Here is a 21,517-nt window from a genome sequence, read left to right on the forward strand (position 1 = left end):
AATTCATTTAATTAGGGCATCAATTTTTTAATTTTTCTGTGCCATCATAATCTAGGTTGAAATCTAAGAGAAAAAATATGAAAACTAAACTTGCCACACTCATGTTAAGTTTGGCTTTTTTCGGTTCTGCTCATGCTGATGTGAAAACACTTGAACAAAATCTGAAGACAAATTATCCAGATTTACCTGTAAAGGGTGTTTATCAATCACCTGTGCAAGGTATTTATGAAGTATATACAAGCGGTCGTATTGTTTATACCAATCAAGATGCTAAATACTTCTTTGTAGGCAATTTAGTTGATATCAAACAACAAAAAAATATGACAGAAGAACGAATTGCTGAATTGGGTAAAATTGATGTTAAAAGTCTTCCGCTAAATCAGGCAATTAAATATGTAAAAGGTAAAGGGGAACGTACTCTTTATATTTTCAGTGATCCTGATTGTCCTTACTGCCAACGTCTAGAACAAAATATGGTTGGGGTGGATAATGTAACGGTATATGTATTCTTATACCCACTGACCAGTTTGCACCCAAATGCTGAAAAAGTTTCAAACCAAATCTGGTGTTCAAAGAACCCATCTGAAGCTTGGACCAATTATATACTTAATCGCAAATTGCCGACTAATAGCAAAAGTTGCTCAAGCCCAATTCAAAAGAATATTGCTTTAGGTCAAAAATTAAATATCGATGGAACACCAACATTGTTCTTGCAAGATGGACAAAGAATCTCAGGTGTACCAAGTGATGCAAAACAAATTGAAGCATTACTTAAGTCAGTAAAATAAGTCTATATGCCACTCTCTTAGCTAGAGTGGCATATCATTTTTCTCCACAGTTTGCTTTATAGACATCGTTTTATATACAAATCGGCTGTTTACTTTCATCCACCACTATTTATGATGAGAGGTTGAGTTGATTCAATACATCGACGGAATGATGTAGCTACGAAGTAAAAGGTTAAAAAGAAATGAAAAAATTACTCATCGCCAGCCTAATCGCCATTTCAAGTTCGTCCATTTTTGCGGCAGACAGTACAGCATCTGCGGCAAAAAATGATGTCTTTAAACAGGCAGAACAACTGTATGCGGCAAAAAATTATCCCGCTGCCTTTCAAGAAATCCAGCGCCTTGCACAGACAGGAAATGCTCAAGCCATCTATAACTTAGGCTATATGACGCAAATGGGCCAAGGCACCCCTAAAGATAACGCCAAAGCTCTTAAATATTATGAAGATGCTTCAAATAAGGGCTATGCTCAGGCCAGTTATAGACTTGCGCAAATTTATGAAACTGGTGAATTAGGCGTTGCAAAAGACAGTAATAAATTTAGCCAATATGTACAGAAAGCATCAGCTCAAGGCTCTGATGATGCAACGGTAAAAATTGCGACCATTTTATTTGCTCAGAAAAAGCCTCAATCTCATCAAATTGCTTTACAAAAGCTAGCGCCTTTGATTAGAAAAGGAAACTACCCTGCTATTCAGGTCAAAGCACTTTATGATATTAGCCAAGGGGTTGAAAATAAAAACCCGCTAATGAAACGCCAAGGCATTGAAGCATTACAAGCGATCGCCCAAAAAGGTTATGCACCAGCATCTATGGCTTTAGCGACCATGATGGCGAATGGAAATATCATTCCTCAGAACTTGCCTCAAGCAAAACAGATTTTTACTGAACTTGCTAACCAAAATGTTCCAAACGCTAGAGAGTCTTTAGCTTCGGTCGAAAAGATTATTGCTGATAAGAATAAGCAAGCTGCAGCTACCCCTACGCAGCCAGCACCTAAAAAATAGTAAAGAAACAATAGCCCCGCATGGGGCTTTTCTTTTACCACCACAAAGCAATAAGACCACTTACCCCAATAAACCCAATAATGGTGCTTATGATCAAAGGCGTTAATGCCCTTTCATTTAAACCGTATGATTGCCCAAAAATACCAAAAGCAATTGGCATCGGCAGTGCCGCAATTAATGTTCCTGCATAAAGCATTTCACGGCTTACATTTGGCAATAAAAGAAACAATCCAAAAATCACAGCTGGCATAAGAATGACATTAAACCCAGCTAACAATATACTTTGTAAATTCACGGCGGTAATTCCTATACCAACCAAACTGCCACCAATAGCAAATAATGCTAAAGGTGAGGCTGTCTTTCCTAACAGTTCTAAAGCTTGCCCAAGTTTTGAAGGAAGATGAATGCCGAGTAAAATACAGCTCATGCCAACCAGAATTGCAATAATTACAGGGTTTTTAAGTAAATTAATAAATGTCTTTTTCAGCAAAGGAAAAAGCTGTTGCTGTTGATGTAATCCCGCTTCAGCCAAAATGAGCATTAAAGCGACGATTAATAAATTTTCAATAATTAAAGTTAAAGATATATAGATTGCAGCATGACTACCCATGAGCATGGTCAAAATAGCGGTACCCATAAATCCTGTATTTGACATAGAAGCACCCATCGATATGACGGCGCTATGGGTTAGGCTGTTTTTAAAAAGCTTTCGATAAATAATAAAAGCAAGAAAAAACAAGATTAAAGAGCCGCCACCATAAGCAATAAAATAAGATGGGTGCCAAATCTCTTGTAAGTTTTTATTGGCTAAAGACTGAATTAAAAATACAGGAAGAGCAATTTTAATAACAAATGCGCTCAGGGCCCTAATCTGCTCAGGTGTTACCAATTTAATGAGGACACTACAATACCCCATCAACAATAAAATCAAAATTGGTAAAATTACCTGAAAAACCACAGAATGTTCCCTCACTCATCTCAAAATAAAAACGGACAAATCTTAATTTGCCCGCTGATAAACTAAAAAGAATCAAAAAGCTGTTTTAAGCCATGTGGCTGACAACGCAAATATTGAGGTGCAATTTTAACTTTTGCTCCCAGTGTAGCGGCTGCATGCCACGGCCAACGCGGGTCATATAACATAGCACGAGCAAGGCCTATTGCATCAGCTTGCTGATTTTCTAAAATTTGTTCAGCATGTTCTGGTTCGGTAATCAGCCCTACCGCAATCACAGGAATAGACACATGCTTCTTAACCTGTTCGGCAAACGGAACTTGGTAGCCCGCTCCAATGGTAATATTTTGATGTTCATGTAAACCACCGCTAGACACATGAATATAAGCGGCTCCCAATTGCTCTAAAGCTTTTGATAAACCAACCGTAGATTCAATATCCCACTGTTCGTTACCATCCATCCAGTCAGTTGCAGATAGACGTACTCCTACTGGATAGCCTTCAGGAACCGCGAGCTTAATTGCTTGAAGTACTTCAAGTGTCATACGCATACGGTTTTCTAAAGAACCGCCATATTGATCTGTTCGTTGATTCGCAATTGGCGATAAAAATTGATGCAACAAGTAGCCATGTGCTGCATGTACTTCGATTAGCTCAAAGCCAGCTTCAACTGCACGTTTTGCCGCAGCAGCAAAGTCTTGTTGAACTTGTTTAATTTCATCGATTGTTAATGCATGTGGCGCAGCATCGTGAACTGAAAAAGTACTTGTACTTGGAGCAACTGTTTGCCAGCCATGTGGCTGATTTTTTGCAATTTGGCCTTTACCCAACCACGGCTTTTCAGTCGATGCTTTACGTCCAGCATGCGCTAACTGAATTCCAAATGGCATAGGAGAAAGTGTTTTAACTTTCCCTAATAAAGTTTTGATCTGGTCACGTTGCTGATCATTCCAAAGTCCAAGATCTGCATAACTAATTCGACCTTCCGCTTGTACAGCAGTAGCTTCCACAATACATAGACCAGCCCCAGACAAAGCATAATTTGCCCATTGCTGCTCATGCCAATAAGTAATTTCGCCTTCATCCGTTGCCGAATACTGGCACATTGGGGCAATTACAATTCTATTGACCAGTTGTAGCGAATCAAAATTAACCGTTTCAAATAATCTTGCCATTTTAAATTCCTAGAATTGTTTAATTACACGTAAACCTGCGCTCCAGTTACGCCCATCAGCGGGTTCAAAGTAACGGTCATTACCGTCATTCACAATCACTGAACCTGGATAATTTTTATCAAACAAGTTATCTACACGAGCAAAGCTTTTGACTTTCCAGTCGCCAAGATCCCATGCATAACCAATATTTGCTGAAGTTACACTGTAGCTCGGCGCTGCGTCACTGTTGGTATCATTCACGTATACTTTGTCCATATACTGTACTTCTACACCACCATATAAACCGTGCGATGGCTGCCATGCCAAAGAGGCATAAGCTTGGTTTTTAGCAATACCTGGAATCGCATTTCCTGATGGAATTTGAGCAATATTTCCTAAAGCTGGAATATCAGCATCAAAAGTTGCATCTAAATAGGCATAGCTTGCAGTTGCTGTTAAATCTCTCCACAACTTTTTGTTCCATGCAAGCTCTACCCCTTCACGCAAAGTTTTATCTGCGTTACGGAAGGTTGAACGTCCGTTTGAGCTTCCTGCTGAAACAATGTCATTTTTGGTTTTAGTTTGAAAAACTGCCAAAGTAAAATCACCTAATTTGTTTTGTGATTTTAAACCAGCTTCATAGGTATCACTGGTCGATGGTTTTAAGTCAAAATTAAAACCTGGCTTTGTCGTATCAGTTTGATATGCCATTTCAGTAAAGGTTGGTGTTTCAAAACCTTTGGCATAACTTACATATGCCATGAGCTCAGGTAGAATTTGCCAGCTTAAAGCAGCAGAAGGTAAAACTTTATCGTAATCGGTCTTACCACTATCGTCGCCATTACTTAAATAGTTATCTTTAGATTTGTAATGCACATTACTATAGCGTACACCACTGTCTAAACGCCATGTGGGTAAGAACTGCCATGAAGCTTGCAAATATGGATCGATATTCCACAAAGTATTATCTTCATCACGACGTAATTTACCTTTAACACCGTAAGAAGGTTGGCCGTTTACCAAGTTAAAATTTTCATACCCTTTACGATCTTCATCCATCGCATCAAGTGCAACACCGAAGCTTACAGTGGTATTTGGAAGTAACTCTTTACCCGTCCAACGGAAATCAGCCCCATAATAATTACGTTCGAAATCAATCACGCCACCAGCATGATTAATACTGGCATCTTGTGTCGATTTAGGTATAGATTGATACTGAGTGACTTGTCGATTACCTAAATATGCCATGGCATAGAGTTCATTTTTATCATTAATTGGCTTAGACCATGTCACCCCTGTCTGGGTTTGCTCAATGTCTTTACGGACATTAAATTGCTTTAAAAAAGGCACTTGTTGCTTTGGATTAGCATTCCACTGATCACGCGTTAAACCCTGCGGGTCGTCTGCATTAATTTTGACATAGTTAGTCACCCAGTTGATTTTACTACCATCATCAAGATTCCAACTGAGCTTGGCGTTATTTAAGATTTTATCTGCACCACTATGTTCTCGGTAACCATCAGTGTCGAAGTATGATGAACTAATAACATAACTTGGTTCATTCGCACCCTTTGCTCCACCTTGTAGCACTAATCCCGCTCGGCTTTTATCGTGACTACCACCCGAATAGCTCAGCTCAATTGAGTCTTTCCCTTGTCCTTCTTTAGTAGAAGTTAAAATTGTCCCACCCGATGAGTTTCCATACAGTGAGGAAAAAGGTCCCGTTAGAACTTCAACATGGTCTAGACTACTTAAATCAATATTAGAGGTTTGGCCTTGCCCATCTGGCATTGTTGCGGGAATACCATCCACATATAGACGAATACCACGGACACCAAAAGTAGAACGTGCACCAAAACCACGCATAGATAGCTGCAAATCTTGCGCATAATTTTCACGATTACGAATCTGTAAGCTCGGTATACCTTTCACAACTTCAGTTAAATTCACTTGTGAAGAGCTATCAACTTGAGGTGCATCTATTCGAAAAACTGAAGCAGGTGTTTGTAAGTAAGTGGTATCGGTACGCGTTGCTTCCACATGTAAAGTAGGCAATTTGGCAACGTCTGAATTTAAATCTTCTGCCCATACAATTGGACTAGAAATACAGCCCATACTCACTAAAATACAGTAATGAAGTCGGTCTAAGCGTAATAAGGACATGCTTATTTCCTTTATTTATATTGTAGTTATCATAACAAAAAGTGGTGTCTTGTCTGGATATTGAATTCGACCCACATAGTTGTAAATCTGGAACACTCGTTTTACGATTTAAAAATTGATTTCTAAATTTGGATTATCGACTTAATGAAGGATGATCTTTCCAGCAATACCGTTCAGGCCAGTCCTTTGCCTCTTCAGCATAGTCAATTCCAATACGTGGTGTTAAAACAACTTCTGGTTGTGTAGTGGCTGCTTCAATCCATAGTCCAGATTCTTCACCTAAAGTCTGACCTTTTAAACTACGGTCAATACCCAAATAACGTGTCAGTTTGCCCGGCCCAGCTAAAAGCTTATATTCTTTTTTGATTGAAGCATTACTTAAAAATACAGACCGAATCATTACTCCTTCAGGCACACCTTCTGTTTGAGTAATAATATTAAGCATTTCATACATGCCATAAATTAGGTAGACGTAAATCGTACCACCATGGCTATACATTACCTCAGTTCGAGCTGTTCGTTTATCATTGTAACTATGGCAAGCTTTATCTCGAACGCCCAAATAAGCTTCTGTTTCACTAATTGTGCAACGGATGACTTGACCATCAGGCTGCCGCTTACATAATACACATCCGATCAAATCATAAGCTACTTGTGAAGTTTCTCGTTGAAACCAGCTTAATGGTAAAATATCTGACATAGTATTCTCTGAAATATTACATACCACACGTTATACTTGATTAATCCAGTATATCTGTTAATTCTGCGAGTTGGCATGCCTGAGTTACCCGAAGTAGAAACTACCAAAACCAGTTTATTTCCCTTATTGAATCAAAAAGTTCAAAGTGTAGAAGTCCGCAACTCTAGCTTACGCTGGCCTATACCAGATGATATTCAAAGACTTGTTGGGCAACGTCTCATTCGGTTAAATCGACGTTCAAAATATATTCTGGCAGAGTTTGAACAAGATCAAATGCTTTGGCATTTAGGCATGTCAGGAAGCTTTCGTCTGACCGAGCCAAATGACGAACTAAGAAAACATGACCACCTGATTATTCAATTTGAAGATCAGCAGTTACGTTACCATGACCCACGTCGTTTCGGTTGCATCCTTTGGCTTAATCCTGAGACTCAAGGCAAACTCATAGATACTTTGGGACCTGAACCTCTAAGTACTGACTTTCATGCAGAATATTTAGCTTCTAAGCTCAAGAACAAATCTGTCGGCATAAAAATTGCACTTATGGATAATCATGTAGTGGTTGGTGTAGGCAATATTTATGCAACTGAAAGCTTATTTAATGTTGGCATTCACCCAGCACAACCTGCTGGTGATTTGACTATGCAACAAATTGAGAAACTGGTTGTCGAGATTAAACGAATTTTAAAGTCGGCAATTGATTTAGGTGGCTCAACGTTACGTGACTACAGTAATGCTATGGGTGAAAATGGTTATTTTCAGCAAACACTTCTTGCTTATGGCCGTGCTGGAGAAATGTGTGTTAACTGTGAAACCCCATTAGAAAATTTAAAACTTGGGCAGCGTGCCAGTGTATTTTGCCCACAATGCCAACCACTTAAAAAGCTGAGAAAGCCTTAATTTTTTGGAGGAAGACAACATGCAAACAGCAATTGTCCGACATATTTTAGTCAAAGATAAAGACTTAGCTGAACAGCTAAAAAAGAAGCTACAAAGTGGTGCAGACTTTGCCAAACTTGCCAAGCAATATTCCACCTGTAATTCAGCTAAACGTGGCGGTGAACTTGGCGAAGTCAAAAAAGGACAGTTGGTACCTGTTATCGACAAAGTCGTTTTTACAGCTGCTGAACGCGTGTTGCAAGGCCCTATTAAAAGCCAGTTTGGCTATCATCTTTTAGAAGTTAAATTCCGAATGGGCAGCTTACGCTGATTCCATTAATTTAATTATGGTTTTTCAGAAGTTTTAGCCTGTGCATTCATTTGATATGTCCAGGCTTTAATATATTCACCCGACTCTAGTTTTACATTAGCGATTACACGCTGGTATTGAAAACCTTCAAAATCATCTAGCATCTGCCAGTTTTCAGCAAGTTTTTCTGTGCTAAACACATAACCTTCTATCCAATCGGCTTGCGAATCTAACTCAAGTGCTTTTAAACCTTTATCAGGTCCCCAATCTAAAATATGAATTACGCCTCGTACACTGGCTTTTGTCCAGTGACCATCGATTTGTTCTAAAATATGAGCATTAGCTTGATTCGGACATAAAGTGCCATATACAAATAGCTGATTCATAATAACTTACCTTTACTAATATAAGTTTAATATTAATATCCTTTAAAAATTAGTCTTCTAAGATAACTTAAATGCAAAAAGACTATTAAGAATACTCTCATTTTGGTATTCTTTAAGCATAAAATAAATTGTATTTTACAAGCTAATAAAATGAATTATAAGTAGTTTTAGTTTAATGAATTTATTTTTAACTTTAATAAATATTTTACTTATCTAAGGAATTTGAAATGGGGATGTACACATATGTATCTTTACGAGTTTGGGTGCATGAAGAAAAACGCCCAGCTAATCGTGATGAAACACGTAAGATAATTCAAGCGTTATATGATGATGCACAATCAAATTCACATCATGAAGCTGAATATGCCTTTAATTTAGATGGTAACTCTGAAAATGAAGTAAAATGGTATAGTCTGGAAAAAGATATGCTTAATTTTAGCCAGAAATATCCTGAATACAGTTTTATTGTACAAGAGGAAGGTACTGGAGAGTTTGAAGGTAATTATAATTTTAATACTTACTTCCAAGGTAATAGTTACCCATACGATCAATATTTTTATTTATTAGATTTCATTGATTTTGACTATTATGTCGAAGATTTATTTAACAAAAATTTTACTCTCTTTAATAATATTAAAGAAATTAAAGAAAATTTAATTATTAAACAAAATGATAAAACCCTTAAAATTTATATCCCTACAGTAACTGAACAACAGTCTGATCGAGTACACAGGATTTTAGAGTTTCAGGCTCAAAAAGATTTTTCAAAACTTGGCATAAATGTTTCTAAATATCATAACGATGAGCCTTCTAATTCTATTCTAATTGAATATTACTTACAGAATTGTACAGATAATCAAACTACTCAAGATATTATTTCTAATTGCTATGAAATTACTGAAAGATTCTTAATTGGAGAAGTTCGATAAAATAACTACAAAAAACGGTACTCTAGGTACCGTTTTTTATTTGAAATCTACTTAAGCTTTCTTTTTCAACTCATCACGAATTTCACGCAGTAATTGCACATCTTCAGGAGTTGCAGCTGGAGCTTCTGGCTCATTCTTATCACGGCGAAGTCTATTTAATAATTTCACCATTAAGAACACAACCCAAGCCAAAATAAGGAAGTTAATTAAAATGGTTAGGAAGTTACCATAAGTTAATACGTTGATGCCTGCTTTTTGTAAGGCATCCAAAGATTGTAAATTATTAGGGTTTGCACCTAATACGATAAATTTTTGAGAGAAATCAACACCACCACCAGTAATTACAGTGATAAGCGGCATGATGATATCTTTTACTAAAGAGTCTACGATTTTGCCAAAAGCACCACCAATAATTACACCAATGGCTAAATCCATCATATTGCCTTTAATGGCAAATTCTTTAAATTCTTGAATAATACTCATCTAAACATCTCCAGATGTTGGGGGGAGGAACACATCATATTTTTCTTTTTCAATGGCCTCTTATCCATTTAGATAGTACTCGCCATGATATTGATAATTTAATATTTTTTTCAAAAAAAGAAAGCTATTTCACACTTTGATAACATATTTGTTTACAAGAAAAATATGAATTTAAGTTTATTTTCAGCTTTGTTTGATTTCAATAAAAAACCGCTAAAATTAATTTAGCGGTTTTTCTTTTTCATTTAAGAAAAATTATTTATCACGGTTACGTTTACGTTCGTTTTCAGTCAGGTAACGCTTACGGATACGGATTGATTTTGGAGTAACTTCTACTAACTCGTCATCTTCAATGAATTCAAGCGCTTGTTCAAGCGTATATTCAATTGCAGGCACTAAAGTTAAAGCATCATCTGTACCAGATGCACGAACGTTAGTTAATTGTTTCGCTTTAGTTGGGTTTACAACCATATCATCTGAACGAGAGTTAATACCCACGATCATACCTTCGTAAACTTCTAACTGTGGTTTAGCAAACAAACGACCACGGTCTTGTAAGCTGAACAATGCATAGCCCAAGCAAGTACCTTGAACCATAGAAATCAACACACCGTTTTGACGTTTCGCAACAGTACCTTGTTTAACAGGGCCATAATGCGAGAAGCTTGAAGTCATGATCCCTGTACCAGAAGTCATGGTCAAGAATTCAGAACGGAAACCGATAAGACCACGTGAAGGAACAGTCGCTTCAATACGGATACGGCCTTTACCGTCAACTTCCATATTGGTCATCTCGCCTTTACGGTGACCCATTTGTTCCATTACAGCACCTTGATGCTGTTCTTCAACATCAAACGTTACGTTTTCGTAAGGTTCTTGTCTTTCACCATCAATTTCTTTGATGATTACTTGTGGACGTGATACGCCCATTTCAAAACCTTCACGACGCATGTTTTCAATTAAAACTGAAAGGTGAAGTTCACCACGGCCAGATACTTTGAAACGGTCTGGACTGTCAGTGTCTTCAACACGTAAAGCTACGTTATGGATTAATTCGCGATCAAGACGTTCACGGATATTACGTGAAGTTACGAATTTACCTTCTTTACCAGCAAACGGAGAGTTGTTTACTTGGAAAGTCATAGATACTGTAGGTTCATCTACAGATAAAGCTGGTAATGCTTCAACATTTTTCGGATCACAAATCGTGTCAGAAATGTTAAGTGCATCAATACCAGTAATACATACGATGTCACCAGCAGATGCTGAGTCAACATCAATACGCTCTAAACCATGGTAACCCATGATTTTTAAAATACGACCGTTACGTGTATTGCCATCTTTGTCAATTACAGTAACAGGAGTGTTTAATTTTACTGAACCACGTTGAATACGACCAACACCGATAACGCCTACGAAGCTGTTATAGTCAAGTGATGAAATCTGCATTTGGAATGGACCATCAACGTCAACTGCTGGTGGCTCAACGATGTCTACAATCGTTTCGAACAACGGAGTCATGTCTTCTGCAAGCTCTTCAGGAGCAGGACCCGCTACACCACGTAAACCTGATGCATAAACGATTGGGAAATCAAGTTGCTCATCAGTTGCACCAAGGTTATCAAACAAATCAAATACTTGATCGATTACCCAGTCTGGACGTGCACTTGGTTTATCAACTTTGTTGATAATAACGATTGGCTTTAAACCACGAGCAAAGGCTTTTTGTGTCACAAAACGAGTTTGTGGCATTGGGCCTTCTTGAGAGTCAACAAGAAGTAATACGCAGTCAACCATCGACATAACACGTTCTACTTCACCACCGAAGTCGGCGTGTCCCGGGGTGTCCACGATGTTGATACGGTAAGTTGTATCAGTACGTTTATCCAACCAAGTAATAGAAGTGTTTTTCGCTAAAATGGTAATACCACGTTCACTTTCAAGCGCATTCGAGTCCATGACACGCTCAATCTCGCCTGCTCGGTCACCGAGAGCACCTGATTGCTGAAGTAGTTTATCGACAAGTGTGGTTTTCCCGTGGTCGACGTGCGCAATAATTGCGATATTACGGAGATTTTTGATATCTGACATGAAAATTAGAAACGCCTGAAATTTGAGGGCAAATTATACAGAAAAACACTACTCTTGAGTAGTGACAGTTTATTGACATTGACAAAAAAAATTTCCCAATAGCCTGTATTTCGTTTTGTAAAGATAGGTATCTCGATTAGAATAGCGCCAATTTGCGAAATTGCGGCGTACTTACCCCCATGTCCAATCAACCATCACACGACCATCTTGACCTCGTTTATGGACTAGATGACCGACCAAAACCCTTCGTGGCTTTTCTAGCAGCTTTTCAACATTTGCTTGCAATTATTGTTCCGATTGTTACACCTGGACTTCTCATTTGTTTAGCTTTAGGCGTTTCACGTACCGAAACTAACATGATTTTATCGATGTCTTTGGTCATTTCAGGAATTGCAACTTTCTTACAATGTAAAAAAGTTGGTCCTTTTGGTGCTGGTCTACTGATTGTTCAAGGTACTAGTTTTAACTTTATTGGTCCAATTATTGGTATTGGTAGTGCAATGGTTGCCGCAGGTACGCCAGTAAATCAGGTTATGGCTGCTATTTTTGGTGTGGTGATCGCTGGTTCATTTATTGAAATGGGTGTTTCACAAATCCTGCCATGGGTAAAAAGACTTATTACTCCCCTTGTGACTGGTATTGTTGTACTTCTGATTGGTTTAACACTTATTAAGGAAGGTCTTATTAGCATGGGTGGTGGTTATCAAGCCATGCATGATCATACTTTTGCAAGTGCAGACAACCTTATTATGTCATGTACCGTACTTGCCATTATTATTGTCTTAAACCGTATTCGTATCGTTTGGATTAAAAGCTCGGCTATATTAATTGCTTTAGTCATTGGCTACATTCTTGCTGGTTTCATGGGCTACCTAGATTTTTCTGGTCTAAAAGACGCGCCTGTTATTCAAATTCCGACACCAATGCACTTTGGCTTAAGTTTCTCATGGGGCTTATTTATTCCAATGGCATTCATTTATCTAGTGACTTCTTTAGAAGCAATTGGTGATGTCACAGCAACAAGTAAACTTTCAAACCAACCTGTAGATGGCCCACAGTGGATGCAACGCATCAAAGGTGGTGTGTTAGTAAATGGTGCAAACTCTTTACTTGCAGGATTATTTAACACTTTCCCTAGTTCTGTTTTTGCTCAAAATAATGGCGTAATTCAACTCACTGGTGTGGCAAGTCGTTACGTGGGGATCTGGATTGCTGCTTTACTCATTATATTAGGTCTATTCCCTGCTGTAGCTGGTGTAATACAAGCTGTACCACAAGCAGTATTAGGCGGAGCAGTTATGGTGATGTTTGGTGCGGTTGCTGCCTCAGGCATTAACATTCTTTCATCTATTCACTTAGACCGTCGTGCCCTTTTAATTATCGCGATTTCACTTGCACTAGGTTTAGGGGTTGCTCAAGTTCCTCAAATTTTGGAACACTTACCAGAATTATTTAAAAATATTTTTAGTTCTGGCGTAGCAACAGGCGGTATTGCGGCATTAATTTTAAATGTTGTACTTCCTGAAACACACAAATAACCCATTTTTATTTTTTGATTACTGCCCAGTTTCCACTGGGCATTCTTCTTCATGAGAGATGTACATGGATCCTAGAAGTGAAGTGGTATTAAGACAGCAAGACTATTTAAAAGGTAGACTCTTGTTAATTAATGCACCCAATGATGCTTTGGTAAGTCAATTACCTGCTGAGGTTGATGCATCAGTCTGGACATGGAATTATTCAGATTACCAAGGTTTTATTAATACAGGCACGACAGCACATTTCTCGGTTGAGTTTCCATCACAAGAATTTGATCAGGCTATAATTTTTGTTCCAAAATCAAAAGAGCTTCTAAACTATATATTACATGTGGTGATGAGCCATCTAAAAACTGGTCAATCAGTTTTTTTAGTAGGTGAAAAGAAAGGTGGTGTTGAAAGAGCTGCCAAACAACTACAAAGCTTTGGCAAAATACTTAAACTTGATAGCGCTCGACATTGTCAGTTATGGCATTTAAAAATTGAGAAAACTGAAAAGATCAAACCTATTGAGAGTTGGTTAAAAACCTATACAGTTCAAGCAAATGAACAAGAGCTTACCATTTGTGCCCTACCTGGCGTTTTCAGTCAAAATCATCTAGATGTCGGAACTGCTGTTTTACTCCCTTATCTAAATCAAGTGAAATCAGGTAGAATTGCCGACTTCGGGTGTGGCGCGGGAATTATCAGTTGCTATTTGGCAAAAGTAAATTCAAGTAATATTATCCATGCCCTAGATATTGATGCCTTCGCTTTACGGTCAACGGAAATGACTTTTAGTCGAAATGGAATAGGTTCAGACCAGTTGAGATTGCAGCCCGTTACAGGAATTGCAGACGCCCCAACAGAACTTGATGCCATTGTCAGTAACCCTCCCTTCCATCAAGGTATTCATACCAATTACGATGCAAGTGAAGGACTCTGCCAGAACGCTAAAAAACATTTAAAGGTATCAGGTGAGCTATGGATTGTAGCAAACCGTTTTTTAAACTATCCGATCTTAATTGAGAAGCACTTTGGTCAGTGTGAGATTAAAACTGATCTACAAGGCTTTAAGGTGTTATATGCCTGTGCATAACAAACTATGTAAGGAATCTCCATGAGCGAAACACATGCTCCTGAAAAACTCCAGCGAAAGCTTGGGGCTCGTCATCTGAATATGATCGCCATTGGTGGTTCCATTGGTACAGGTCTCTTCCTTGCTTCTGGGTCGACCATTGCAAATGCAGGTCCAGGCGGGGCGTTACTCGCCTACTCTCTCATTGGTATTATGATTTACTTCTTAATGACCAGCTTGGGCGAACTTGCGACTCATACACCGACATCTGGCGCATTCTTCACCTATGGCAGTCGCTATGTGGAAGATGGCTTTGGTTTCGCTTTAGGTTGGAACTACTGGTACAACTGGGCAATTACGGTTGCGTTTGAGCTCGTTGCAGTACAGTTTATTATGAAGTTCTGGTTTCCAGATATTCCTGGATTTTACTGGAGTGCGCTCTTCCTCGTCATTATTTTTATGATTAATGCGATGAGTGTAAAAGGATTTGGTGAAAGCGAATTCTGGTTCTCAATGGTTAAAGTTATCGCTATTGTTGCCTTCATTATCATTGGTATTGCCATGATTATTAAGGTGATGTTGACGCCTGGAGTGGCGACATTCGGTAACTGGACCTACAAAGATGCACCTTTTGTAGGTGGTTTACAGGCCATGATTGGGGTTGCCATGATTGCAGGATTCTCATTTCAAGGAACTGAAATGGTGGGTGTTGCTGCGGGCGAATCAAAAGATCCAAAGAAAACAATTCCACTGGCAATTAAACAGATTTTCTGGCGAATTTTATTATTCTATGTGTTGTGTATTTTCATTATCGGCACACTCATTGCCTATGATGATCCAAACCTATTACAAGCCGCGACAACAGAAAATGTTGCACTTTCTCCTTTTACCTTGCTTTATGAAAAGGTAGGCTTTGCTTTCGCTGCGAGCTTAATGAATGCAGTTATTTTGACTGCTATTTTGTCAGCAGGTAACTCAGGTATGTATTCTTCTACCCGTATGTTATTTGATATGGCTCAGCAAGGTCGTGCACCGAAATGGTTTGCTAAACTCGACAATCGTGGTGTTCCAATGAATGCCTTATATGCGACTACATTTATTGCTGCATTCTGCTTCTTAACGACTTTTATTGGTGAAAAACAAGTCTTTAACTGGCTACTCAATATGTCAGGGATGTGTGGCTTTATTGTCTGGTTAGGTATTGCAATTTCACATTATCGTTTCCGTAAAGGCTATATTGCTCAAGGCTATAAATTAGAAGATTTAGCTTACCGCGCTAAGTTTTTCCCATTTGCACCTTGGTTTGCCTTTATTCTCTGTTCTATCATTATTCTTGGACAAAACTATCAAGCTGTTTTGGGCGGAAAAATTGACTGGATGGGCTTACTTTCCACCTATATCAGCATACCGTTATTCTTAGTAATTTGGCTCGGTTATAAATGGAAAAATAAAACTAAATTAATCCCTTACGACCAAATGGATGTAAAGCCAGAACAAGATTAATAGTAAATTTAAAGAGTCAATTAAAACTATCTAAACGTCAAAAACTTGATCTTTAGTTAAAAACAGGTAAAATGCCGTTCAGATTTTCAACGGCACTTTTTAAAAAAGGAGGACATCATGCCAACACTACAAGGTAAAACACAGTAACGATTTGGCACGATGTCAGCTCACGGACAAGTGTACAAATTTAATTCACTTGTCCGAATGCTCGAATTTAAGACCTAGCATTCGCTAGGTTTTTTTATGCCTATTCGGACAGAAAAATAAGAGAAAAATTATGGGCATACAAAAAATATTAAACGAAGAGGCACTCTATGGGGTCCCTGTTAAAATTTTCACTCAAGATATAGATAGTGAAAGTATCGAACAACTCAAGAAAATGGCACAGCTGCAATTTATATACTCACATATTGCTGTTATGCCAGATGTTCATGTAGGAAAAGGTGCGACTGTAGGAAGTGTCATCCCGACTAAACATGCCATTATTCCAGCAGCAGTCGGTGTAGATATTGGCTGTGGAATGAATGCAATTCGTTTAAGTCTAAAGGCTTCACAACTTCCTGATAACTTAAGTCGATTACGTGATGCAATCGAACGTAAAGTACCTGTCGGTTTTGCTTTGCATAAACAGGTCAAAGCTAAAGCATCAAGTATTATTCCGCTCGAAAAGCGTTTACAACCAATTATAAAGAAGCATCCTGGACTTGTTCGAATGCTTCGACAATTTGATGCAACATGGCAAAAGCAACTTGGTACTTTAGGTGGTGGCAACCACTTTATCGAGCTATGTATTGATGAAAATCAAGACGTATGGGTAATGCTACATTCAGGTAGCCGAGGACTGGGTAACGTTATTGGCACTTATTTTATTGAATTAGCCAAGAAAGAAGCACAACATCGTTTTGGTCACGTACCGGATAAAGACTTAAGTTATTTTGCTGAAGGCTCAAACAGTTTTGATGATTATGTAGAAGCTGTAGAGTGGGCTCAAGAATATGCTTTTGAAAATCGCAAAGAAATGATGCGATTAGTCTTAGAAGCAATTCGACCTCTTCTACCTTCATTTCAAATGACAAAAGAAGCAATTAATTGTCATCATAATTATGTAAGTCGAGAAACCCATTTTGGTGAAAATCTTTTAGTTACCAGAAAAGGAGCGATTAGAGCAGGTTTAGATGAGTTAGGAATTATTCCAGGTTCTATGGGAGCACGTTCTTATATTGTTAGAGGAAAAGCTAACCCTGAATCTTTTTGCTCTTGTTCTCACGGCGCTGGACGTAAAATGAGCCGAAGCAAAGCTAAGATTCTGTTTAACCAACAAGACTTAATTGAGCAAACGCAAGGTATTGAATGTCGCAAAGACAGTGGCGTTGTCGATGAAATTCCAAGTGCTTATAAAGACATAGATGAGGTTATGGCAAATCAGTCAGATCTTATTGAAGTCGTCCATACACTTAAACAAGTTTTATGTATTAAAGGTTAAAACATGAAAATTAAAGAAATGCCAAAAATTAAGGTTCGTAATCACGTAGCCCTGTCACCTTTACTTCAAAAAGGTGGCATGCATGAGACAGAAAAACCTCGTGCACAACATCGTAGAGAACGACAAGACACCAAACAACTGTTAAGAAAAGGTGTTTGGTAAAAACTTATCTATAAATAATTAACTGAATAAATCTCATCAAGGAGATATACAAATGAAAAAATACTTTAAAAGCTGCAATAAAAAAAGCGACTCTAACGAGTCGCTTTTTTACTGTTCAGAAACTCAAATTATTGAGCTTGTTGACCAGGTTGAACTACTACAGTACGGCTACCAGTAATTGTCGCGAATACACGACGGTTCATAGCACGACCTTCTTTAGTTTTGTTGTCAGCAATCGGTTGATCCCAAGCGAAACCTTGAGTAGACAAACGAGAAGCGTCAACATTGTATTCGTTTACAAGAGCTGATTTAACAGAGTTAGCACGAGCTAAAGATAAACGTTCGTTCAACTTACGTGGACCAGTGTTATCTGTGTGACCTTCGATACGTGCAGTAGCGTTAGGGTATTCAGTTAACTTCTCAGCAACTTTAGCGATTTCTGGCTTGTATTGGTCTTTGATGTTTGACTTGTTAGTATCAAAGAACACACGAAGTTCCATGTTAAGGTCTTCAGTTAACTCTTGTGGTTGTGGAGCAACTGGAGTTGGTTCAACTGGAGCAACTTCTACTACAGGAGCAGCAGGCTTCAAGTGACCACCAAGAACTACGTTTAAACCAGCAAGAGCTGTATAACGCCAGTATTTTTCGTCAAAGTCATAAGTACCACGAGCTTCTGTACGAAGAGATAAAGCATCGTTTAAGCGATAGAACGCACCGATACCAGCGTTACCGATAGTATCTTTTTTGTCTGCGTAAATGCCATCAAATTCAGTTTTAGTTTGACCAGCACCTAATAATACGTACGGCTTAAATTTGCTGTCGTAGTTCTTAGTGATCAAATCTGAAGTTGCATAGAAGTTACCAGCAACAGTTTTTTGTTTATATTCAGCACCAGCTACGCCAGTACCATCAAGATCACCCTTAACTTGGTTATATTCAGCTTCAAAACCTAACCAAGGAGTTAATTCAACACCTAGTGCAGCACCAACGAATAAATCATCTTGTAATTCAGCATGACTTGTTAATTTATCGTTGTTATGCTCGCTGTCTTGCCAAGTGTAACCAACTAATAATGGAGTAACAGTTACGCCAGCATTAGCAGCAGCTAATGGAGCAGCAACCAGCATAGTAGCAAGTGCAATACGACTCAATTTCATGGATATCCTCCAGAGATAACAATTGTTGTTCAAGCTCAGCCTAAATTTATTGGCCCCTGAGATATTTTTACCCCAGTATTATTTTTAAGCTATTCACATTTGAATCATACAAACACTTGATAAACTTTCCAAGTGCTTGATAATTTTAATCAAGTAAATTATTGACAAAATTACTTACAATTTCCGTTGTAATTCGGTAATTTTTTACTCAACTAGCAAATATGAACAACTTCTTTGTTTCGCTTGCGGTGATTTTACCAGTATTCTAGCCAACTGATAACCCTTATTTAATTTTGTGTTTCCTTATTATAAAAAATAATATAAATCATTGTCAGAAAACATAAAATTGCTCTATTTATACATATATTAAGGTTTCTTAATGTTTAGATCTCCTGGTTTTACTATAGTTGAGCTCTCTATAACCCTCGTAATTCTTGTGATTATGTCAGTTATAGCCATTCCTTTATACCATCAATTTATGGCATCTGCAGAATTAAAAAATACGCCGCATGTACTCACAATTCACATACAAAAAGCCAAGTCCGACGCAATTATCAGGCATAAGAACATTGTTATTTGCCCAAGTTCCGATCAATTAGTTTGTCATACAAACTGGAATAACCGCTTAATCAGCTTTGTAGATAACAACCGCAACCTACAACATGATTTAAATGAAGAATTATTAACTTCTATAGATCTTAACCATACTTATGGCTCTATGAAATTACAACGTTTTGGTAAAAAACAAAATAGTATTGTTTTTCAAGGTAGCTCGGGACTACCAATCGAGTCTAATGGTAGTTTTATTTATTGTTCTTATGATCAGCTTAAAAATTTTAAATTAGTTCTTAGCAAAATGGGACATGTACGCTTAGAAGAACTTCAAAATTGTTAGAACTCTACAGTCTAATACAGAATCCAAGCCATCCCCCATTTTGCAATATACTGCTTAAGTTTTAATGTTTTCTTAATTTGAGATAAAGAACAATCGGAGATTACAACAATGACTGACATCGTAATTGTTAATGGTGCTCGTACTGCTATGGGTGGTTTTCAAGGATCACTATCTGGTCTCACTGCTCCAGAATTAGGTGCAGTAACAATTAAAGAAGCAATCGCACGAGCAGGTTTGCAGCCTACTGATGTCGAAGAAGTCATTATGGGCTGTGTACTGCCTGCTGGTCTAAAGCAAGGTCCAGCACGTCAAGCGATGCGTAAAGCTGGCTTACCAGATTCTACAGGTGCAGTAACGATTAACAAGCTTTGTGGTTCTGGCATGAAAGCCGTGATGCAAGCCGCTGATATGATTAAAGCAGGTAGTGCTGAAGTTGTCGTTGCTGGCGGGATGGAGTCGATGACAAATGCACCTTATGTTTTACCAAAAGCACGTGCTGGATACCGTATGGGTCATGGCGAAATTAAAGACCATATGTTTTTTGATGGGCTTGAAGATGCTGAAACCGGACGTTTAATGGGTTCTTTTGCTCAAGATATGGCAAATACTCGTGGCTATACACGTGAGCAAATGGATGACTTTGCGATTCGCTCTTTGAAACGTGCTCAAACTGCAATTACTGAAGGTTATTTCAAAGATGAAATCGTTCCGGTTACTGTGTCTACACGTAAAGGTGATGTCATTGTCGACCAAGATGAACAACCTTTAAACGCAAAAATTGACAAGATTCCTTCGCTTAAACCAGCCTTTGCAAAAGATGGAACAATCACCGCAGCCAATGCGAGTTCTATTTCTGATGGTGCTTCTGCACTAGTGTTAACATCAAGTGAAGTTGCAACGCAACGTGGCTTACAACCACTTGCTAAAATTGTCGCGACAGCTTCAAACTCTCAGCACCCTTCAGAATTTACCATCGCTCCTGTTGGTGCTATTGAAAAAGTACTTAAAAAAGCTGGATGGAATGCTCAGGACGTTGACCTTTGGGAAATTAATGAAGCATTTGCTATGGTTACCATGTGCCCAATTGATGATTTCAAACTTGATGCAGAGAAAGTTAATATTCACGGTGGTGCATGTGCACTTGGCCATCCAGTAGGTTCTACAGGCTCACGTATTATTCTTACACTTATTCATGCACTGAAACGTACTGGTGGTAAAAAAGGTATTGCTGCACTTTGTATTGGTGGCGGTGAAGCAACAGCTGTTGCCATTGAACTTATTTAATTTAATTTCCCTATTTAAAAATCCCACTTCGGTGGGATTTTTTATGGAAAATTTACAAAAAAAGACCCACAAAATCACGTTTAAGTTTTAACTTATTCCTTTAAACGAAAACAACAATGGACAATAACAATGCAACTCAATCACTATCTCAATTTCCAAGGTCAGGCAGAGCAAGCTTTTAATTTTTATAAATCGGTCTTTGGTGGTGAATTTGCTATGCTGAGCCGTTATAGCGATATGCCACCTAACGAGGGTGTAACCTTATCGGAAGCCGAAAAAAATTTAGTGCTGCATGTTTCTTTACCGATTAATGAATACACAGTACTCATGGCATCAGACACTATCGATCAGTTCTGTACGCCAAATAGTGTATTTACTCAAGGTAATAATCATTACATCGCAATCAACCTTGAAAAAGATGAGCAAGAAAAAGCGAAACAGCTGTTTGATGCTCTATCTGTAAATGGTCAAATCGAAATGCCGCTAGAAAAAACGTTCTGGGGCGCATTGTACGGTGCATTTACCGATCAATTTGGCATAAAGTGGATGGTTAACTGCCAGCTTGATACATAATATTTTTAATATCTGCCCCT

Annotated in this window: 21 protein-coding genes; 13 read left to right on the top strand and 8 right to left on the bottom strand. The window is 38.3% G+C overall.

All coding sequences use genetic code 11. From position 1 onward, the window contains the following. Positions 1 to 77: 77 nt before the first annotated feature. Together AC1PJ9_RS08480 and AC1PJ9_RS08485 are read left to right on the top strand one after the other, a co-directional pair. Positions 78 to 788, top strand: coding sequence for a DsbC family protein (locus tag AC1PJ9_RS08480; RefSeq protein ID WP_311086601.1), 711 nt, complete (start codon positions 78 to 80; stop codon positions 786 to 788). A 182-nt stretch (positions 789 to 970) separates the two neighbouring features. Continuing rightward, positions 971 to 1,795 (top strand): tetratricopeptide repeat protein, encoded by an 825-nt coding sequence (locus AC1PJ9_RS08485; RefSeq protein WP_311086600.1) that lies wholly within the window; start codon positions 971 to 973, stop codon positions 1,793 to 1,795. Between the two features lie 34 nt (positions 1,796 to 1,829). Here the strand turns inward: AC1PJ9_RS08485 and AC1PJ9_RS08490 are convergent, their stop codons facing one another. The 4 genes from AC1PJ9_RS08490 to AC1PJ9_RS08505 form a co-directional block, all read right to left on the bottom strand. Further along, positions 1,830 to 2,753, bottom strand: a complete 924-nt coding sequence (locus tag AC1PJ9_RS08490) for an AEC family transporter (RefSeq protein WP_311086599.1) — start codon at positions 2,751 to 2,753, stop codon at positions 1,830 to 1,832. A 62-nt stretch (positions 2,754 to 2,815) separates the two neighbouring features. Then, complete coding sequence (locus AC1PJ9_RS08495) at positions 2,816 to 3,925, bottom strand: NADH:flavin oxidoreductase/NADH oxidase (protein ID WP_311086598.1); 1,110 nt, start codon at positions 3,923 to 3,925, stop codon at positions 2,816 to 2,818. A 9-nt stretch (positions 3,926 to 3,934) separates the two neighbouring features. After that, a complete protein-coding gene (locus tag AC1PJ9_RS08500) occupies positions 3,935 to 6,067 on the bottom strand; it encodes a TonB-dependent receptor family protein (RefSeq protein WP_311086597.1) in 2,133 nt (710 codons plus the stop codon). A gap of 133 nt (positions 6,068 to 6,200) precedes the next feature. Then, positions 6,201 to 6,767: a DNA-3-methyladenine glycosylase gene (locus AC1PJ9_RS08505; RefSeq protein WP_311086596.1), complete on the bottom strand. Its 567-nt coding sequence runs from the start codon at positions 6,765 to 6,767 to the stop codon at positions 6,201 to 6,203. A gap of 75 nt (positions 6,768 to 6,842) precedes the next feature. Between AC1PJ9_RS08505 and mutM the strand changes: the two genes are divergently transcribed. Both mutM and AC1PJ9_RS08515 read left to right on the top strand, forming a co-directional pair. Next, positions 6,843 to 7,667, top strand: coding sequence for a bifunctional DNA-formamidopyrimidine glycosylase/DNA-(apurinic or apyrimidinic site) lyase (gene mutM / locus AC1PJ9_RS08510; RefSeq protein WP_311086595.1), 825 nt, complete (start codon positions 6,843 to 6,845; stop codon positions 7,665 to 7,667). Between the two features lie 19 nt (positions 7,668 to 7,686). Beyond that, a complete protein-coding gene (locus tag AC1PJ9_RS08515) occupies positions 7,687 to 7,977 on the top strand; it encodes a peptidylprolyl isomerase (protein WP_002051379.1) in 291 nt (96 codons plus the stop codon). A gap of 14 nt (positions 7,978 to 7,991) precedes the next feature. On the opposite strand, the gene AC1PJ9_RS08520 is transcribed toward AC1PJ9_RS08515, so the two are convergent. After that, a complete protein-coding gene (locus tag AC1PJ9_RS08520) occupies positions 7,992 to 8,342 on the bottom strand; it encodes a gamma-glutamylcyclotransferase family protein (protein ID WP_311086594.1) in 351 nt (116 codons plus the stop codon). Positions 8,343 to 8,569: 227 nt separating this feature from the next. Here AC1PJ9_RS08520 and AC1PJ9_RS08525 point away from each other — a divergent pair, with 227 nt between their 5' ends. Further along, positions 8,570 to 9,271, top strand: coding sequence for a hypothetical protein (locus AC1PJ9_RS08525; protein WP_311086593.1), 702 nt, complete (start codon positions 8,570 to 8,572; stop codon positions 9,269 to 9,271). 51 nt (positions 9,272 to 9,322) lie between these two features. Here the strand turns inward: AC1PJ9_RS08525 and mscL are convergent, their stop codons facing one another. Both mscL and typA read right to left on the bottom strand, forming a co-directional pair. Further along, positions 9,323 to 9,754, bottom strand: coding sequence for a large conductance mechanosensitive channel protein MscL (mscL, locus tag AC1PJ9_RS08530; RefSeq protein WP_004885352.1), 432 nt, complete (start codon positions 9,752 to 9,754; stop codon positions 9,323 to 9,325). Positions 9,755 to 10,009: 255 nt separating this feature from the next. Then, a complete protein-coding gene (typA, locus tag AC1PJ9_RS08535; RefSeq protein WP_004705742.1) occupies positions 10,010 to 11,845 on the bottom strand; it encodes a translational GTPase TypA in 1,836 nt (611 codons plus the stop codon). 179 nt (positions 11,846 to 12,024) lie between these two features. Between typA and AC1PJ9_RS08540 the strand changes: the two genes are divergently transcribed. The 5 genes from AC1PJ9_RS08540 (at position 12,025) to AC1PJ9_RS08560 (ending at position 17,588) form a co-directional block, all read left to right on the top strand. Continuing rightward, positions 12,025 to 13,383: a uracil-xanthine permease family protein gene (locus AC1PJ9_RS08540; RefSeq protein WP_311086592.1), complete on the top strand. Its 1,359-nt coding sequence runs from the start codon at positions 12,025 to 12,027 to the stop codon at positions 13,381 to 13,383. A 64-nt stretch (positions 13,384 to 13,447) separates the two neighbouring features. Continuing rightward, the gene (locus tag AC1PJ9_RS08545) at positions 13,448 to 14,461 is read left to right on the top strand and encodes a methyltransferase (protein WP_311086591.1); all 1,014 of its coding nucleotides are present in this window, start codon (positions 13,448 to 13,450) and stop codon (positions 14,459 to 14,461) included. A 21-nt stretch (positions 14,462 to 14,482) separates the two neighbouring features. Next, entirely contained in the window at positions 14,483 to 15,943 is a 1,461-nt protein-coding gene (locus AC1PJ9_RS08550; protein WP_019457532.1) for an amino acid permease, read from the top strand. A gap of 277 nt (positions 15,944 to 16,220) precedes the next feature. After that, positions 16,221 to 17,426, top strand: a complete 1,206-nt coding sequence (locus AC1PJ9_RS08555) for an RtcB family protein (protein WP_311086590.1) — start codon at positions 16,221 to 16,223, stop codon at positions 17,424 to 17,426. A gap of 3 nt (positions 17,427 to 17,429) precedes the next feature. After that, complete coding sequence (locus tag AC1PJ9_RS08560) at positions 17,430 to 17,588, top strand: hypothetical protein (RefSeq protein WP_031955769.1); 159 nt, start codon at positions 17,430 to 17,432, stop codon at positions 17,586 to 17,588. 128 nt (positions 17,589 to 17,716) lie between these two features. Here the strand turns inward: AC1PJ9_RS08560 and omp38 are convergent, their stop codons facing one another. Then, positions 17,717 to 18,745 carry an outer membrane protein Omp38 gene (omp38, locus tag AC1PJ9_RS08565; protein WP_263614536.1) on the bottom strand — a complete coding sequence of 343 codons (1,029 nt, stop codon included), beginning with the start codon at positions 18,743 to 18,745 and terminating at the stop codon, positions 17,717 to 17,719. 379 nt (positions 18,746 to 19,124) lie between these two features. Between omp38 and AC1PJ9_RS08570 the strand changes: the two genes are divergently transcribed. The 3 genes from AC1PJ9_RS08570 to AC1PJ9_RS08580 all read left to right on the top strand — a co-directional run bounded on the left by AC1PJ9_RS08570 (position 19,125) and on the right by AC1PJ9_RS08580 (position 21,497). Next, entirely contained in the window at positions 19,125 to 19,640 is a 516-nt protein-coding gene (locus tag AC1PJ9_RS08570; protein WP_311086589.1) for a GspH/FimT family pseudopilin, read from the top strand. A gap of 108 nt (positions 19,641 to 19,748) precedes the next feature. After that, the gene (locus AC1PJ9_RS08575) at positions 19,749 to 20,924 is read left to right on the top strand and encodes a thiolase family protein (protein WP_311086588.1); all 1,176 of its coding nucleotides are present in this window, start codon (positions 19,749 to 19,751) and stop codon (positions 20,922 to 20,924) included. A 129-nt stretch (positions 20,925 to 21,053) separates the two neighbouring features. Further along, a complete protein-coding gene (locus AC1PJ9_RS08580) occupies positions 21,054 to 21,497 on the top strand; it encodes a VOC family protein (RefSeq protein WP_311086587.1) in 444 nt (147 codons plus the stop codon). Positions 21,498 to 21,517: the final 20 nt, after the last annotated feature.

Source organism: Acinetobacter sp. 70_2, assembly GCF_056736115.1.

Bases quoted from the DNA above. Each gene is read 5' to 3' on its own strand.
- AC1PJ9_RS08480 (WP_311086601.1), top strand. From the start codon at position 78: ATGAAAACTAAACTTGCCACACTCATGTTAAGTTTGGCTTTTTTCGGT.
- AC1PJ9_RS08520 (WP_311086594.1), bottom strand. From the start codon at position 8,342: ATGAATCAGCTATTTGTATATGGCACTTTATGTCCGAATCAAGCTAAT.
- AC1PJ9_RS08550 (WP_019457532.1), top strand. From the start codon at position 14,483: ATGAGCGAAACACATGCTCCTGAAAAACTCCAGCGAAAGCTTGGGGCT.
- AC1PJ9_RS08575 (WP_311086588.1), top strand. From the start codon at position 19,749: ATGACTGACATCGTAATTGTTAATGGTGCTCGTACTGCTATGGGTGGT.
- AC1PJ9_RS08525 (WP_311086593.1), top strand. From the start codon at position 8,570: ATGGGGATGTACACATATGTATCTTTACGAGTTTGGGTGCATGAAGAA.
- AC1PJ9_RS08580 (WP_311086587.1), top strand. From the start codon at position 21,054: ATGCAACTCAATCACTATCTCAATTTCCAAGGTCAGGCAGAGCAAGCT.
- AC1PJ9_RS08495 (WP_311086598.1), bottom strand. From the start codon at position 3,925: ATGGCAAGATTATTTGAAACGGTTAATTTTGATTCGCTACAACTGGTC.
- AC1PJ9_RS08515 (WP_002051379.1), top strand. From the start codon at position 7,687: ATGCAAACAGCAATTGTCCGACATATTTTAGTCAAAGATAAAGACTTA.
- AC1PJ9_RS08500 (WP_311086597.1), bottom strand. From the start codon at position 6,067: ATGTCCTTATTACGCTTAGACCGACTTCATTACTGTATTTTAGTGAGT.
- AC1PJ9_RS08540 (WP_311086592.1), top strand. From the start codon at position 12,025: ATGTCCAATCAACCATCACACGACCATCTTGACCTCGTTTATGGACTA.
- omp38 (WP_263614536.1), bottom strand. From the start codon at position 18,745: ATGAAATTGAGTCGTATTGCACTTGCTACTATGCTGGTTGCTGCTCCA.
- AC1PJ9_RS08570 (WP_311086589.1), top strand. From the start codon at position 19,125: ATGTTTAGATCTCCTGGTTTTACTATAGTTGAGCTCTCTATAACCCTC.
- mscL (WP_004885352.1), bottom strand. From the start codon at position 9,754: ATGAGTATTATTCAAGAATTTAAAGAATTTGCCATTAAAGGCAATATG.
- AC1PJ9_RS08485 (WP_311086600.1), top strand. From the start codon at position 971: ATGAAAAAATTACTCATCGCCAGCCTAATCGCCATTTCAAGTTCGTCC.
- AC1PJ9_RS08505 (WP_311086596.1), bottom strand. From the start codon at position 6,767: ATGTCAGATATTTTACCATTAAGCTGGTTTCAACGAGAAACTTCACAA.
- AC1PJ9_RS08560 (WP_031955769.1), top strand. From the start codon at position 17,430: ATGAAAATTAAAGAAATGCCAAAAATTAAGGTTCGTAATCACGTAGCC.
- AC1PJ9_RS08545 (WP_311086591.1), top strand. From the start codon at position 13,448: ATGGATCCTAGAAGTGAAGTGGTATTAAGACAGCAAGACTATTTAAAA.
- AC1PJ9_RS08555 (WP_311086590.1), top strand. From the start codon at position 16,221: ATGGGCATACAAAAAATATTAAACGAAGAGGCACTCTATGGGGTCCCT.
- mutM (WP_311086595.1), top strand. From the start codon at position 6,843: ATGCCTGAGTTACCCGAAGTAGAAACTACCAAAACCAGTTTATTTCCC.
- typA (WP_004705742.1), bottom strand. From the start codon at position 11,845: ATGTCAGATATCAAAAATCTCCGTAATATCGCAATTATTGCGCACGTC.